This is a genomic window from Mesorhizobium sp. M0768, assembly GCF_040320195.1.
Lineage (GTDB): Bacteria > Pseudomonadota > Alphaproteobacteria > Rhizobiales > Rhizobiaceae > Mesorhizobium.
In genome coordinates, this window is sequence record NZ_JAMYPD010000018.1 from 73,870 (window position 1) to 87,711 (window position 13,842).

The 13,842-nt window shown below is 62.9% G+C and carries 16 protein-coding genes and 1 pseudogene; 3 read left to right on the forward strand and 14 right to left on the reverse strand.

From position 1 onward, the window contains the following. Positions 1-39: 39 nt before the first annotated feature. The gene (locus NKI08_RS21715) at positions 40-444 is read right to left on the reverse strand and encodes a DUF982 domain-containing protein (protein WP_352472869.1); all 405 of its coding nucleotides are present in this window, start codon (positions 442-444) and stop codon (positions 40-42) included. A 61-nt stretch (positions 445-505) separates the two neighbouring features. After that, entirely contained in the window at positions 506-709 is a 204-nt protein-coding gene (locus tag NKI08_RS21720; RefSeq protein WP_292657608.1) for a hypothetical protein, read from the reverse strand. A 317-nt stretch (positions 710-1,026) separates the two neighbouring features. On the opposite strand from NKI08_RS21720, the gene NKI08_RS21725 reads away from it, so the two are divergent. Both NKI08_RS21725 and NKI08_RS21730 read left to right on the forward strand, forming a co-directional pair. Continuing rightward, the gene (locus tag NKI08_RS21725) at positions 1,027-1,590 is read left to right on the forward strand and encodes a sigma-70 family RNA polymerase sigma factor (RefSeq protein WP_352488584.1); all 564 of its coding nucleotides are present in this window, start codon (positions 1,027-1,029) and stop codon (positions 1,588-1,590) included. A 50-nt stretch (positions 1,591-1,640) separates the two neighbouring features. Beyond that, a complete protein-coding gene (locus NKI08_RS21730) occupies positions 1,641-1,769 on the forward strand; it encodes a hypothetical protein (RefSeq protein ID WP_352451525.1) in 129 nt (42 codons plus the stop codon). 188 nt (positions 1,770-1,957) lie between these two features. On the opposite strand, the gene NKI08_RS21735 is transcribed toward NKI08_RS21730, so the two are convergent. The 10 genes and pseudogenes from NKI08_RS21735 to NKI08_RS21780 form a co-directional block, all read right to left on the reverse strand. After that, positions 1,958-2,176, reverse strand: a complete 219-nt coding sequence (locus tag NKI08_RS21735) for a hypothetical protein (protein WP_023676213.1) — start codon at positions 2,174-2,176, stop codon at positions 1,958-1,960. Between the two features lie 225 nt (positions 2,177-2,401). Further along, positions 2,402-3,166: pseudogene (locus NKI08_RS21740) on the reverse strand (class I SAM-dependent methyltransferase); the annotation flags it as partial. Then, positions 3,163-4,152 carry a GNAT family N-acetyltransferase gene (locus NKI08_RS21745; RefSeq protein ID WP_352472870.1) on the reverse strand — a complete coding sequence of 330 codons (990 nt, stop codon included), beginning with the start codon at positions 4,150-4,152 and terminating at the stop codon, positions 3,163-3,165. The pseudogene NKI08_RS21740 and the gene NKI08_RS21745, both read right to left, overlap by 4 nt. A 7-nt stretch (positions 4,153-4,159) precedes the next feature. Continuing rightward, positions 4,160-5,224, reverse strand: a complete 1,065-nt coding sequence (locus tag NKI08_RS21750) for a glycosyltransferase family 4 protein (RefSeq protein WP_352472871.1) — start codon at positions 5,222-5,224, stop codon at positions 4,160-4,162. 20 nt (positions 5,225-5,244) lie between these two features. Further along, positions 5,245-6,177: a glycoside hydrolase 5 family protein gene (locus NKI08_RS21755; RefSeq protein ID WP_352542039.1), complete on the reverse strand. Its 933-nt coding sequence runs from the start codon at positions 6,175-6,177 to the stop codon at positions 5,245-5,247. Further along, the gene (locus NKI08_RS21760) at positions 6,170-6,931 is read right to left on the reverse strand and encodes a TIGR04290 family methyltransferase (RefSeq protein WP_352472873.1); all 762 of its coding nucleotides are present in this window, start codon (positions 6,929-6,931) and stop codon (positions 6,170-6,172) included. The genes NKI08_RS21755 and NKI08_RS21760 overlap by 8 nt, the downstream gene beginning before the upstream one ends. A 2-nt stretch (positions 6,932-6,933) precedes the next feature. Continuing rightward, the gene (locus NKI08_RS21765) at positions 6,934-7,734 is read right to left on the reverse strand and encodes a nucleotidyltransferase family protein (protein ID WP_352472874.1); all 801 of its coding nucleotides are present in this window, start codon (positions 7,732-7,734) and stop codon (positions 6,934-6,936) included. After that, positions 7,734-8,837 (reverse strand): CgeB family protein, encoded by a 1,104-nt coding sequence (locus NKI08_RS21770; RefSeq protein WP_352472875.1) that lies wholly within the window; start codon positions 8,835-8,837, stop codon positions 7,734-7,736. Before NKI08_RS21770 ends, NKI08_RS21765 begins: the two co-directional genes overlap by 1 nt. Positions 8,838-8,851: 14 nt before the next feature. Beyond that, positions 8,852-9,448: a histidine phosphatase family protein gene (locus NKI08_RS21775; RefSeq protein ID WP_352472876.1), complete on the reverse strand. Its 597-nt coding sequence runs from the start codon at positions 9,446-9,448 to the stop codon at positions 8,852-8,854. Further along, a complete protein-coding gene (locus tag NKI08_RS21780; protein ID WP_352472877.1) occupies positions 9,445-10,548 on the reverse strand; it encodes an inositol-3-phosphate synthase in 1,104 nt (367 codons plus the stop codon). The genes NKI08_RS21775 and NKI08_RS21780 overlap by 4 nt, the downstream gene beginning before the upstream one ends. Positions 10,549-10,787: 239 nt before the next feature. Here NKI08_RS21780 and NKI08_RS21785 point away from each other — a divergent pair, with 239 nt between their 5' ends. Next, positions 10,788-12,533 carry a hypothetical protein gene (locus NKI08_RS21785; RefSeq protein ID WP_352472878.1) on the forward strand — a complete coding sequence of 582 codons (1,746 nt, stop codon included), beginning with the start codon at positions 10,788-10,790 and terminating at the stop codon, positions 12,531-12,533. Here the strand turns inward: NKI08_RS21785 and NKI08_RS21790 are convergent. Then, positions 12,470-12,829, reverse strand: coding sequence for a hypothetical protein (locus NKI08_RS21790; protein ID WP_352472931.1), 360 nt, complete (start codon positions 12,827-12,829; stop codon positions 12,470-12,472). The two genes, NKI08_RS21785 and NKI08_RS21790, sit on opposite strands and share 64 nt — an antisense overlap. Further along, entirely contained in the window at positions 12,777-13,823 is a 1,047-nt protein-coding gene (locus NKI08_RS21795; protein WP_352472879.1) for a UDP-glucuronic acid decarboxylase family protein, read from the reverse strand. The genes NKI08_RS21790 and NKI08_RS21795 overlap by 53 nt, the downstream gene beginning before the upstream one ends. Positions 13,824-13,842: the final 19 nt, after the last annotated feature.

Below are 13,842 nucleotides of genomic sequence, written 5' to 3' on the forward strand. Positions count from 1 at the left end.
GCTTCAAGCAAGGTGGCCGCTTCAAGCAAGGTGGCCGCTTCAAGCAAGCTGGGCGTCTTCAGGGTCTACACGGCCGTCCGATGGGCGTTTCGGCCAGACGTCGTGGGCCTTCGCAGCTGTTGTGGGGCGTGCTGGTATTTCGGCTGCGATATCGTAGGCCAGAATGCCCGCCTTGCGGGCGAACGTATCGAACGCCGCGCGCACCGTCTCGACGTCGACCTCGTCAGCCAGCCCGGCGCGACAGGCGTCGAACGCCGCCTTGTGCGCCGGACCGCGGCTCGGCCATTCGTTTAAGACGTCATAGGCCTGCCAGATATTCTCGACATGGCGAGGGAAACCAAGGCCGACGAGAATTGGAACGGGGCGGCCAAACGATTTTTTTGTCATCTGTGTCTCCGCGAAAGAGCCTGTCGCATCAACGTCCGGGGCGGACACGAGGCTCATGCTCTTTAACGCGGGATTGCTGCACGGGTTGCAGCAGGTTTGTTCGATCGTGCGCAGCCGGTCACTTGTTGGTCCGCATCTTTTGCCGGGGATTGATACCGCCTTGCGGCGTGGTGTCGTTCTCGACATCGCCTTCGAACGTATTGTTGCCCTGATCGAGCCGGTCGCCCTCCTTGATCGTGCCCCTGGAACTGCCGATGCCGGGATCGTTGGCAAGATCGCTATCGGCCGGCGTTTTGCCTTTGGCGTGCTTGTTTCCTGTCATGGACTCCTCCTGTTTCTTGAGGTGGCGGGCCGCCCTTGAGGTCGCAGCCAAGGCTCGCTGCGAGATCGCATTTCGACGCGCCAAATGTCGGCGCGCGAATTTGTCGGACGACCTTGATTTTGAACTCCGCGATCCCGATGGTTGTTCCGTCAAAAATATCGCCGTCGGCCGGGATTGCTCAGCCAAGTCCTCTCCGGTTTCTGGAGCCGGGTGCTTTCGCCAACCGGAACGATCTTTCGCCCAATGCATTTAACTGGTCTGCGCTCACGAACTCATTCTGGACGGGAGCTGGACCATTGCCACCTGCAGCCTACGCCTTGGCGACTCGCGAAACCGAAGAAGTTTCCATCGTCGACCTCATACCCGCTTTGAGGGCTTTCGCCCGCACCTTCTGCCGCACCCCCGATGATGCCGACGACCTGGTCCAGGAGACGCTGACCAAGGGCTTGGCCAACATTGACAAATTCGAAGCTGGAACGCGCATGAAGTCATGGCTCTTTACGATCATGCGCAACACCTACTACACGCGTGTCAGGGCCGCGGTGAGGGAAGCGCCCGGCCTGCTCGACTGCGCATCGCTGCGGCCGATCTCGGAAGCGACGCAGGAATGGTCCGTGCAGGGCAAGGAGGTCCACCAGGCCATCCAGAGCCTTCCTGAGCACCAGCGCGAGGTTCTGATGTTGATAGGCGTTCTGGGCGTCAGCTATGAGGAAACGGCCGAAATATGCGGTTGCGCGGTGGGAACCGTGAAGAGCCGGCTCAACAGGGCACGCGCCGGCGTGCTGGAATACCTTGGCGAAAGTTCCTCGCAAACCCTGATGGAAAGGCGCAGCTATCTGTCCGAAGGACAACTGGACTTCGAAGCCGAGAGGCGCCGCTAATACACGTCACGTTAGTTGCTGGTCTCGCGCAAGTGCCTTTCGACAAGCGCATGCTGCAACTCGATCGCAAGTTTGGTCAGCCGGTCAGGAACCCTTTCCTGCTCGATGGCCGCAAGCAAGGAAGCGATTTCCCGGTCTATCGTCAGATCGGCACGCGTGCTGACGGAATCTTCCCTTGAGCGAGACATCGCGCTCTCTTGGCAAATGTTGGTCCCTTCACCTCACTCTGGTGGCAACAGTGCGAGTTTGCAAGAATTTGCAGGGCGTCCATGCGACCGGCTTCGGTCCTTGCACAGCTTCGTCAGCGGTTGGGTTCTCGCGGTGTTTCAATTGCTCGCCGGCTGCAAGCCATATGCCGCCGCAACGATCAGTCTTCAGGCCGCCGATCCGCTGAATGATCCTGGTACTGCTCGGACTTGACCCGATTGCCGTCGAGCCCACGCTCCTTGGTGTGCTGCTTCTTGTCTCTGTTGGACAGAACGGCGTTCTCTCCGATCTTGTCCTTGGGAAGATCCGTCATCGCGCCAGCGCCAGCGCCTTTGCCGTGACTGCCGCGACCGATGTGCTTCTTGCTTCCGGACGCCATCTTGTCCTCCTTCATACCGTCGAATAGCGGCTTTTCCCGTTCGGCATCCGAACCAGCGTTGGGCCGCAATGTTCCGCCGGAAATCGTAAGCAGGAAGGCATCGCCGTCCCAGTGCCGGAACGGCTTTTCGCCGTCGACGAGGACTTGCATGCCATTTGCGTTGGCGAAGTTATGGACATCGGCGCGATCCAGCGCCGGCGAGCCGCGATATGAATAATTCAAAAGCGCGGCCATCCCCGGCCTCTTCAGCACGCGCGCGATTTCCACGAAATGTCGCTCCGCAAGGCCGGCCAGCACCAGATAGGGAAAGCTGTCGACGGCCAGCACGCGGTCGAAGCTTGCATCGCAAAAATCGGCAAGATCGAAACCGCGCGTAGGGCGGAATTCTACGTTGCCGAGCCCGGCGCATCGCCGGCGGGCGATCGAGATCATCGCTGGGGATATATCGCTGCCAACGATTCGGTGCGACAGAGCGGAGAGCGCCTGTTCGAACCGACCGATACCACAGCCGATATCCAGTATGTCGCGGCCGGTGCCGGTAAAGCCTCGCCTCTCCAGCCATGCAACGATCTCAGCCGTAGCGGCAGAGAGGTTTTCCTCATTGCCCAGCGATGACAGCTGGACGCTCGCCGCCGGGGAGATCGCCGCCGCCGCGTCAAACCCAGCCGCCAGCCGCTTGACGATCGCATCGTCGGTCTCGTCCTCGCCACGCTCGTGCCGAACGGCGCCACCTGTTTTGCGCAGCGTGGCGAAGATCTCGGGCCTGCGCCGAAGCAGGTCGGCAATCCGTTGCAGTTTTGCCGTGTTTCGCGGGTCAGCCGAGTGCGTGTTTTGCGCAATCTTCGCCAATTCTGCAGCATCGATTCCTGTCTCGAAACGGAGAGCCAGCCTGGCGATGACGGCTTCGACGCCGGCACCGTCTGCCATGCAATCCTCCAGCACCCGCCTTGCTGATATCGACCGCCGAGATTCTGGCTGGGTCGCGCTCATCGCCCTTTGCTCCGCGTCCAGATCTTGCGCATCGTCCACCGGTCGACGGCGCCCCAGCTGTACTTGTAGGCCTCTTGTCCGCGCAGAAAATCGAACTCTTCCGCGCCTTCGCAGATCGCCTGCCTTATCGCTTGGCCGATGAGCAGCGCGCCGGGACTTTCATCGGCATAGGCCGGATCGAAGCCACCGAGATAAGCGCAAGCGCGGCCACGATGATGGAACCCGTAATAGGCGCCCACGATCGCGTTACCGATCGTGACAAGCCAGCATCGGGCAAGCACCTGTGCGACCAGCTGCGGCAGCGCCTGACGGTGGAATGCTTCCACGCGGGAATCGGACAGAACGCCGTCGCCGTGTCCGGCCCAGCGCGCGCGGTGAAGGCGGATCAGGTGGTCGAGGAATATCTGCGGATCGGACAAAGCGGGTTCGATGGAGACACTGCCGCGTCTCGACGCGGCCCTGTGGGCGCGCCGCAATTGGCGCCTCCGCCGTGCCGGAACGCAGCCTTGAAGCGTCTGGTCGCCAGCGAGGGCGAGCACCGGGCAAGCGGCGTGACCGACGGGTTGGCACGATTCGAGCGCGGCATGCCTGATGGCAAGGCCGGCGCCGCCGGGAGGCAGATCCTGCAAGATCCACTGTGACCAGCCGACGGAAAGAACGGCGCCACCGATGACTGCGCCGACCGGTTCGGCCATCTCGGGAAGACAAAGGACATCCAGATAGTCGCTCAACGAAATGCCGAGCGGAAGCAATCGCGCGCCGGCGTCGTGGCGTTCCAGATAGAGTGGCGCCAGGCCGACCAGATCGTCGCCACGCCAGACGGCGACCGTCGCTAGCTCGCCGGGAGCAAATGTCCGCCACCATGGCAGCAACCATGCGGGAGACTGGAACGGCGTCGCCGAGGGACTGCGCGACCAAAGTTCCCACCAGTGCGGCTCGAGGGCTTCGAGGTCCGCCGGATCGTCGATGATCTCACTGCGGAGCATGTCCTGCTCACCTCGCCGTCGCGAGCTGCCCGCTGTCTGTGCCGAGCCGTGCCAGCGCCCGATAGGCGTCCATGTAGGAGGAAACCATGCGGTCGAGTGAAAAGCGCCGCCGCGCCTCGGCTCGGCAGGTCTCGGGGTCCAGGCTGGGTGCGGCAGCGATGGCTTCGGCCATCTCGTCGACATCCCCGACCAGATACCCGGTCTTGCCGTGCTCGACCACATCCGGCAGTGCGCCATTCGGGAAGGCCACCACGGGGGTGCCGCAGGCGAGCGCCTCCATTGCGACGAGCGAACTGGTCTCCGCGGCAAGGCTCGGGATGACTAGGCAGCGGGCTGTATTCAGCAGGCGCCGCTTGGCGACAAAGCCGAGCGGACCAAGGAAGCGGCGCCGGTCGTCCAGCCGGGGTTCGACCTCGTCGCGAAAATACGCTGTGTGCGTTTCATAGGGGTAGACCTTGCCACCGATGACCAGCGGCACGCTGGCCTTCTTGGCTGCGTCGAGCGCCAGATGGATGCCCTTTTCCGGGCAGACGCGGCTGAGCACGAGCGCAAAGTCGTGTTTGGCCTGCGGCTCGCTCAGCGCGTCGACGTCCACTCCGTTGGGAATCGGCCCAATCAGCCTGGCTCCCGGCGGCGCGGTTCTTTGCTGAGCCGCCGATACCGCATGCAGCCACAGATCCTCCCGCGCCGGATTGAGAGCGTCGGCCGGATACCAGTCGAGCGGCAAATGCAGGGTCACCAATGTCGGCCCGTCGCCCGGCAGATAGGCATCGAAATCGATACCGTGCAAATGGACCACCTCGATTGGCCAGCGAGCGCGCGCGGTGGCAATTGCGGCGCAATGAGCACGCTGCGCCCGGCGCTTGGCCGCTTCATCGAGCACGCCCGGTTCGGCCGGCGTCTCGATGAGGACACCCGCAGCGCTCGAGCCCTGGCAGCCGATCACGATCGAGCGGTGTCCGGCCTGTACGAGCGCCTGGTCGAGCATCGACAGCACCTGCTCGGCACCACCGACCGCATCCGGCCCGACCGGGGCGAGGGGATAGGCGACGTTGAGGATGGTGAGCGTCATGGCTGGAGGGCCGAAGCTCCTCACGCTGCGGAGGCGCGCAGCCTGCAGACCGAAGGGGCAGCGATGCTGCCGGCATATCGGCGCGTCATTGCCGCGCAGAAGTCGGCGAATTCCTCCGGCACCAGCGGCGGACTGCTGTGGTGCGGCATCATTCCGCGGTGTTCCGGCGTGAAGCAGAAAGTAACCGTCACGTCGAAGTCGGCCAAAGCCTCCATCTGCCGGTCGAACCAGTCAAGTGCGTTCGGCCTGAAGCTGTCGGCCCAGGAAAGCCCGGTACGCAGATTGGTGACGCCGAGGCGTTTCATCCAGGCAACGGCGTCGTCCAGCCGGTGATCTTCGAAATGGAACCACTGCACCAGTCCCATTGCCGGCGTGTGGTGAAGGAACTCCTCGAGCGCGGGCTTTGGCGTGCCGTCCTGGCGGAGCAGGCCCATGTAGAAATGGCGGTAGTAAGACGAGCCTTCCGCCTCGCGATGGCGTGTCGTCGCTTCCCACTCGCGCGGCAGGTCGTAGAGGCTGTACCATTGGATGCGCGGCGCGTTGCCGATCAGCAATTCCGCGGTCCGGCGCAGGCCCCAGACCTGTACCTCCTCGGCGCCGAAGGTCGATACGCCGACCTCGCTGACCCATACCGGAAGATCGGTGACAGCCGAAATCTCGCCGATCTTCTGCGGCCATTCGTGGATCTGCCAGAGGTTCCAGTCGAGCGGAAAGCCGTGCACGGCGACTGCGTCGACATGATCGAGCACGCCGAATTCCTTCATCCGTGTCATGAAGCCGGCATCGATCGGCGAGATGCCGCCAAGGACTTTGGTCAAGGCCGGATTCTCCAACGCGATCGCGTCGGCGGCCAGGATTGCCGTAGCGGCGAAGCGGCTCCAGTCGGGGTCGAGCTCGGGATCCCAGTGGGATTTGTTGTTGGGCTCGTTCCAGATCATCGCGGCTTCAATCATTTGTCGGTCCTTTCGACGGGTAGACGGCGCCGCCGCCGGCCGGCACGTCGCCGGTGCGGCAGAAATAGACCTCCTGCTCCGGTTGCAGCACGATCTCGAAGCCGGCGCTGCGCAGCATGGCTTCGGTGCAGGCGCGATTGGGAATCCACCAGTTGGTCGGGTCGTCGGCGTAACGATGCTCGATGAAATGTAGCTTTGGGAACTCCGGCCGGTCGAACAGGTCGTGGGTCCAGAAATGATAATTCTGCTCGAGCGCCGGCACGTTGGTGCTGCCGCGCTGCATCGACTGGAAGATCATCAGGTCCCGGGCGACGTGCTCCCGGATCAGATCGAGTGCGAGCAAGGGATGGCGCAAATGGTAGAGCACGCCCATGAACAGCACGATGTCGAACCGCTCATGCAGGGCGCCAACGTCGTAGACCGAGAGCTGCCGGAATTCGATGTCGCAGTCTGCTACCTCGGCGGCAAAGCGCGCCTGCGCCAGGTAAGCCTCATCGAAATCGATGCCAAGCACGCGGCCGGCGCCGCGGCGTTTCATCTCGATCGAATAGAAACCCGCATTGCAGCCTATGTCGAGCACCGCCTTGCCGGAAAGATCGGCGGGAATGGCGTCGGCGAATTTGCGCCATTTGATCAGCGGATAGTTGCCAAGGAAATGGTCGGGAGCGGTTTCGATGCCGGCCAGTTCCATATTGTGGAACCATGGGCCGAGCGCATCGATACGGCGGCGGATTTCGGCATCGGAATGCAGCATGGCTAGCCTCTTTCGCCTGCGAGGACAGGGACGTGCTGGTGGCTGGGCAGCGTAATGTCGACTTGATCGTCCCTGGTACCGGCAGCGCTTTCAAGCAGGCGAAGTGCGGTGCGGTAGCCGTTGAAGGTGCCGACGTCGACATAGGCGGTGCCAGCCTTGATGCCGCAGGCATCGCCTCCGGCGGCGAGATAGGCATTGACCAGCGTGCCGATATATTCGTCGCACCGGTCCCGTTCCCGCCACAGCGCGGCGAGCTGGTGAAGGGTGCGGCCGGGCATCTTGAACGCACCCCAGATCCAGTTCGATTGGGCATTCTGCTGCTTGACCTGGATTTGCTTCACCCGGCTGTCCTGGTCGACAACAACGGCGTCGAAGAACTCCGGCTGGTCCACCGGAAACAGCAGGAAGGACAGGCCGTCGTCCGGGAGGGCCAGGAAGCCGTCTTCGGGAAACCAGATCGTATCAGGCAACCCGACCAGAACGGTCTCATCGGCTGTGACGAGCGGTGCGGCACGGAAGATGGCGTCGCAAAGGCCGACCGGAGAGGGCTGCACCACAAACAGCGCAGTCGCGTCGGCATAGCCGGCAGAATAATATTCGAGGATATCCGACTTACCCGAGCCGATGACGAAGCAGATCTTGTCGGCCCCCGCGCGCACCATGCGGCGCACCAGGTATTCGCTGACCGCGCAAGGCCGTTCGGTGTTGCCGTCGATGCGGCTGCCGACCGGCAGAAGCTCCTTCGAAAAGCCGAGCGGCTGGATGCGGCTTCCCCGTCCGGCTGCGGGCACGATGCCCAACATCAAACTGCCTCCTTCAACGGCTCGCCATGCGTGGAGCCGTGCAGTGCATCGGACAGGATGCGGTCGAATTCCTTCGCGCGCCGTGCCGAGGTGTGTTCCTCCAGCACCCGCTCGCGCGCTCGACGGCGGATGGCGTCAAGCTCGGCGTCGGACAGGTCGAGCGCGGCGACCACGTCGTCGGTGCTGTTCGCCACGACGATCTCTTCGCCGGGCCGGAAAAAGGCCTCCAGTCCCGGCCATGTGTCGCTCACCATCGCGGCACCGCAAGCGGCGGCTTCGAACAGCCGGCCAGATGGGCACCAGCCCCTTTCTGCCATCGCCTCGCGGGTCACATTCAGAGTCAGCCGTGATGATGAAAAGAAGGCGGGGTGGTCGGCGGGCGGCAGGTGACGGACGAAGAAAATATTGTCGCTCCACGGGAATTCCTGCGGATATTGTGCGCCGCCAATGATGAAGCGGCGCTCCGGCAGGCGCGCAGCCGGACTGACCAGCAGCCTCTCGACCCCGGCCTGGCGGTCTGCCGCATAGGTCCCGAGATAGGAAAGGTCGCCGGCAAACTCCGGCCTGGGCGGAGCCGGCCGGTGTCGCTCTGGATCGACATGGCCGTAGAGCGGCATGACGTGGCGCGCACCCAGCATCGACCTCAATGCGTCGATCGCGGTTCCTCCCGTGTAGCTCAGCACGAGATCGAAATCGCGAAGCCCTTCCGGCCCGAAATAGGCCGGAGGCTCACCTTGTTCGATCCGCGCCAGCGTCACCGGCGTGTCCAGATCGTAGAACACCTTCAGTCCGCGGCAGGCCTGGTGGGCAAGGCGCGACGCGCTCACGGCATCGGGGCAATAGGAGGTGACGATGACGACATCGGCCTCACTCATCGCCTGCTCGGCAACGCTCTGGATGTCCTGCCAGTCCGGATAAAGGACAATGCTGCCGCCATCCAACTGATCGAGGTCGCGCGTCCCGGCATAATAGGGAGTGTTGCGTTCGAAGAAGGTGATGGACCAGCCCAGCCCGGCCATCGCCCGGATCAATCCGCGCCACAGTGTGGCGTGCCCATTGCCCCACGACGATGTCACGGTAAGACCGAAAATAGCCATACGCATCCGGCAATTCCTCGTCAGGCAGCTTCGTTGAGTCTGATCAGCTTCGACCCCCAGTCCCCCCAAACAACCGTGGTGATCGAGGCTGGGTCGATATCGAAGCGAAAGCAGTTCCCCAGCGACAGGCCGAGCACCTTGCACACGGCGGCCTTGATGACGTCGGCATGGCTGACCAGTGCGACGCCCTGGTTCTGGTAGGTGCCGCGGACCTGCTCGATCAATGAGACGACGCGTTGCTGCACGTCCAGCATGGTCTCGCCGCTCGGTGTTCTCGCCTGCTGACGCTGGTCGTTCCACACCCGCCAGTCGGCATCCTGGTTCAGCTCCTCGAAGGTCTTTCCCGACCAGGTGCCGAAGTCGATCTCATCGATCTCCTCGCGGATCGCGATTTCACCGGCATTGCAGGCGAGCGCGATCGGATTGGCAGTCTCCTGCGTGCGTTCGCGCGGGCTGCAGAAGATTGCCGCTATCGCCTCACGTGCCATGCGGTCTGCCAGATGCGAGGCCTGTGCCTTGCCGGCTTCGCCGAGGCAAACGCCGGCCATCCTTCCGGCAAGATAACAGCCGACATTGTCGTGCGCGGCGTGGCGCACCAGAAAGAACGTCGTCGTCATTCCGCGGCATCGAGCATCGGCTCGTCCTTGCCGGCGATAAAAGAGAGCGTGCGCTGGCGCGCTTCCGCGTCGGTGAACTGCTCGGGCGGCGATTTCATGAAATAGCTGCAGGGACCGGTCAGCGCGCCCGCGATACCGCGGTCGAGCGCCAGCTTGGCGCAACGCACCGCATCGATGACGACGCCGGCCGAATTGGGCGAATCCCACACTTCCAGCTTGAGCTCGGCATTGAGCGGTACGCCGCCGAAGGTCGTGCCTTCGACCCGGATATAGGCCCACTTGCGGTCGGTCAGCCACGGGACATGGTCGCTCGGCCCGACGTGAATGTTGCCGGGCTCCAGGGGAACGTCGATCTGGCTGGTGACGGATTGCGTCTTTGAGATCTTCTTCGATTCCAGCCGCTCGCGCTCCAGCATGTTGAGGAAGTCGGTGTTGCCGCCGAAATTGAGCTGGTAGGTGCGATCGATGCGCACGCCGCGCTCGCGGAACAGGTTGGCGAGCAGCCGGTGGACGATCGTCGCACCGACCTGGCTCTTGATGTCGTCGCCGATCAGCGGCAGGCCGTGCTGCTCGAAGCGCCGGCGCCACTCCGGCCGCGAGGCGATGAAGACGGGTATACAGTTGACCAAGGCACAGCCCGCCTCGAGCGCGCACTCGGCATAAAAGCGCGTTGCCTCCTCCGAACCGACAGGCAGATATGACACCAGGATTTCGGCGCCGCTTTCGGCGAGGATCTTGCTGATGTTGGCGACGGGTTCGTCGGCCTCCACGATCTCGTCACGCAGATATTTGCCGATGCCATCCAGCGTCGGTCCGCGTTCGACGCGGGCGCCGGTAGGCGCTACATTGGCAAAGCGGAAAGTATTGTTCGGCGCGCTGTAGATCGCGTCGGCCACATCGCGTCCGACCTTGCCCTTGGCGACGTCGAAAGCGCAGACCACTTCGATGTCCTTGACATGGTAGCCGCCAAGATCGGCATGCATCAGCCCGGGTATGGGCTCATTGCTTCTTGCGTCGCGGTAATAGGTGATGCCCTGAACAAGGGAGGAGGCGCAGTTGCCGACGCCGACTATTCCGATCCGAACTTTCTTCGATCCCACGAAACCGCTGCCTATGCTGTTGAAGGTAAGTTCTTCGTGCCAAACCGCCTGCCTCGCTGATTGTTCCTTGCCGGCTGCAAAAATCGTGCAACCGATGGTGGATCAAAGTAGCGCTCGCCGAGTTGTGCAGTGAGGCCAACCGGGACGGGACAATGATCGTCTATGGCGACCACAAGCGAATTGAGAGCGCGCGACATGTTCGCAGCTCGGCCTGCGAAGCGGCCGGGCACATTGCGGACATGCCCAGCGGGATCGAACGCCACGCAGCCCTGGTCGGCCTGTTCATCAAGACCTCGGAATTGGTCCAGGGCCTTGCCGATGCTGAATTCGAGGCCAACGGCATGGACAGGAATTCCCGACAGCGGATCGCGGGCGCAAATCTCCTGGTCGGCTTGGCCCGGGACGTGGGCAGATCGTGGAGGGCCGGATTCGCCGTCGACGGCCCGATCGATGCCGACGTGCCGCGAATGCTGGCCGAACTCGATTGCGACGGCGAAATCCTCATCGGCACGGCCGAGGGCTACGCCCATTACGCGCTCTATCCGGAAAGCTATTTGGTCGCCGCGCGGCAGTCGGGTCTCGATGCGAACACATGCGTAATCGGCATCCGCAGCATCGGCCTGGGGCTTGCAGCGATGGTGGCTGCAGCCATCGGCGCACAGGCACCCGTCGGTGTCCGTCCGATCGGTCATCCGTTTCGCAGGCGGCTTGCCGCCGATCCGGAACTGATCGGCGGCTGGAGGACAAGGCCATCGGCCCATTTCGCTGTCGTCGATGAGGGCCCGGGCCTGTCCGGCAGCTCGTTTCACGCCGTCGTCGCATGGCTGCAAGCGCTGGATATCGATGCCGGGCGCATCCATCTGTTCCCCAGCCATTCGGGTGGGCCGGGTCCCGAGGCATCGGCGGACATCCGTGAGGCATGGACGGTTTGCCAAAAACACACCGCGGATTTCGAACGGACTTTCCCCGCGGGATCCGCTCTGCCGGCGCTGCGGGATTGGGTGGCCAGGACGATCGGCCGCACAGCGGTCAGCCTGATGGAAATATCCGCCGGAGAGTGGCGTCGCTTGCATTATGGCTCGCAGGATCATTGGCCACCCGTCCACCGCGGCTTAGAGCGGCGAAAGTTTCTTGCTTCTGCGGGCCGGGAAAAATGGTCGGTCAAATTCGTCGGCCTCGGTGAAATCGGAATGCACAAGGCCGAGACTGCCAGGAGGCTGCATGACGCAGGCTTTGGCCCGGAAATTGCCGGGCTGTGCCATGGCTTTCTCGTCGAACGCTGGAGCGACGGTGCAACGCTGGAGCGGGCAAGGCATTCGAAACAAAAAATGGTCGCTCATCTGGCGCGCTATCTCGCCTGGCGCGCAGCCAATCTGCCCGCCTCCGGGCCGGGTGCCTCGCTGGAGGCGCTTGCCGACATGGCCGTGCGGAATACCAGCGAGGCGCTGGGCGAAAGCCGCGCGGCGGAGCTGCGGAACTGGTTCTCGAAACAGGCTTCACCAAAGACCATGCAGCGGGTCGAAATCGACGGGCGGCTTCATCCGTGGGAGTTCATCCTTTCGCGCGGCGGAACGCTGATCAAGACGGACGCCCTCGACCATTGCCGATCGCACGATCTGATCGGCTGCCAGGACATCGCCTGGGACATTGCCGGCGCCCGTGTCGAGTACAGCCTCTCCGACGCGGCGACTGCGGCACTGTGCAAAGCTGTCGAGGCGACTACGTCTCGTCCCGTCGATGCCAAACTGGTCCACTACTACGAGCCCTGCTATCTCGCCTTCCAGCTTGGCTTGTGGAGCATGGCTGAGCGATCGGGCGATGATCGGGAACAGATCCGGCTGGCGGCCGCGGCAAGACGTTACGCTGCCGCGCTGCTTCGTTTCCTGGAAAGCCAAGGCGACCTGCGGCCCTTCGAGCCCGATCAATCCAGCCGGCGCAGCATATCCGCTTCCTTTTCGAGGATGGCGGCTACCTCCTCGCGCTGAAGATGCGTCATCATCAGGCTCACACAACATTCCAGATAGGTGATAGAGGCGCGCCGCAGGAAGGCAGCCGTCTCCTTTGCGGCCATTTGTTCGATGTCTTTGGCGGATCGCTTCGGATGCACAGTCGTCTCCATGCCGGTACCTTGGCAGAACCAGAAGCTGGACGGGTTGTTCCCGCGACGAGAAAAAGTGACCAAATCCGAAACGACCGCGCGATCATACAGCGGCCAGACGCTCCTCGCCTCAGGCCGGCAGGTTTTGCAGCCGGCCTGATGCAGAACGCACGGTGGCGGCAATTCGACGTCTTCTGTCGATCATCTGCGCCGTCTCAAGCTCGGCAAAATAGCCGATCGTGTGCATCAAACCCTGCCTGAGCGGCACTTTTGGCGACCAGCCGAGAAGCTTTCTCGCGCGGGAAATGTCGGGTTGCCGACGACGAGGATCGTCTTGCGGCAGCGGCAGGAATTTCAGGCCCGATTTGGTTGCGGTCATGCCTCTCACCAGGCTCGCCAGTTGCAGGATGGTGAACTCCCCCGGATTGCCCAGATTAACCGGCTGGCGTGGATTGGGATCGACCTCCATCAGCCGGATCAAGCCGTCGACCAGATCGGAAACGTAGCAGAACGACCTGGTCTGCAGCCCGTCGCCGAATATCGTCAGCGGCCGTCTCTCGAGTGCCTGCATGATCAGATTGGAAACGATCCGTCCGTCCGCAGGGTCCATCCTGGGACCATAGGTGTTGAAGATGCGCGCGACACGGATATCGGCCTTTCCCATTCTCAAATAATCGAAGCATAAGGTTTCGGCGGTGCGCTTGCCTTCGTCATAGCAGGCGCGGGGCCCGATGCAGTTCACGTGGCCGACATAGTCTTCCTTCTGCGGATGCTGTTCGGGATCGCCGTAAATTTCGCTGGTGGACGCCTGCAGGAACCGGGCGCCATTGCGGGCGGCGAGCTCCAGCAGATTGAGCGTTCCGATGACGCAAGTCCGCGTCGTATGGACCGGGTCGGCCTGGTAACGCGGCGGCGAGGCCGCGCACGCCATGTTGAAGATGCGGTCAACCGGTTCGCCAAGCTCCAACGGTCGGCAAATGTCTTGCTTGATCAGCCGAAAATCCGGACGATCGGCGATCGATGCTATGTTCTCCATGCGGCCGGTAAGGAAATTGTCGACGCAGATCACGCGCCAGCCGGCCTGGAACATTGTCTCGCAAAGATGCGAACCGAGGAAACCTGCGCCGCCGGCGACAAGCACGGTCTTGGTCCGTTGCGCCTTTCTTGATAGCTGCATCTCTATCTTCTCCCGTCTG

Bases quoted from the DNA above. Each gene is read 5' to 3' on its own strand.
- NKI08_RS21770 (WP_352472875.1), bottom strand. From the start codon at position 8,837: ATGCGTATGGCTATTTTCGGTCTTACCGTGACATCGTCGTGGGGCAAT.
- NKI08_RS21735 (WP_023676213.1), bottom strand. From the start codon at position 2,176: ATGGCGTCCGGAAGCAAGAAGCACATCGGTCGCGGCAGTCACGGCAAA.
- NKI08_RS21745 (WP_352472870.1), bottom strand. From the start codon at position 4,152: ATGCTCCGCAGTGAGATCATCGACGATCCGGCGGACCTCGAAGCCCTC.
- NKI08_RS21795 (WP_352472879.1), bottom strand. From the start codon at position 13,823: ATGCAGCTATCAAGAAAGGCGCAACGGACCAAGACCGTGCTTGTCGCC.
- NKI08_RS21720 (WP_292657608.1), bottom strand. From the start codon at position 709: ATGACAGGAAACAAGCACGCCAAAGGCAAAACGCCGGCCGATAGCGAT.
- NKI08_RS21750 (WP_352472871.1), bottom strand. From the start codon at position 5,224: ATGACGCTCACCATCCTCAACGTCGCCTATCCCCTCGCCCCGGTCGGG.
- NKI08_RS21730 (WP_352451525.1), top strand. From the start codon at position 1,641: ATGCTGCAACTCGATCGCAAGTTTGGTCAGCCGGTCAGGAACCCTTTC.
- NKI08_RS21775 (WP_352472876.1), bottom strand. From the start codon at position 9,448: ATGACGACGACGTTCTTTCTGGTGCGCCACGCCGCGCACGACAATGTC.
- NKI08_RS21715 (WP_352472869.1), bottom strand. From the start codon at position 444: ATGAGCCTCGTGTCCGCCCCGGACGTTGATGCGACAGGCTCTTTCGCG.
- NKI08_RS21765 (WP_352472874.1), bottom strand. From the start codon at position 7,734: ATGTTGGGCATCGTGCCCGCAGCCGGACGGGGAAGCCGCATCCAGCCG.
- NKI08_RS21760 (WP_352472873.1), bottom strand. From the start codon at position 6,931: ATGCTGCATTCCGATGCCGAAATCCGCCGCCGTATCGATGCGCTCGGC.
- NKI08_RS21785 (WP_352472878.1), top strand. From the start codon at position 10,788: ATGCCCAGCGGGATCGAACGCCACGCAGCCCTGGTCGGCCTGTTCATC.
- NKI08_RS21755 (WP_352542039.1), bottom strand. From the start codon at position 6,177: ATGATTGAAGCCGCGATGATCTGGAACGAGCCCAACAACAAATCCCAC.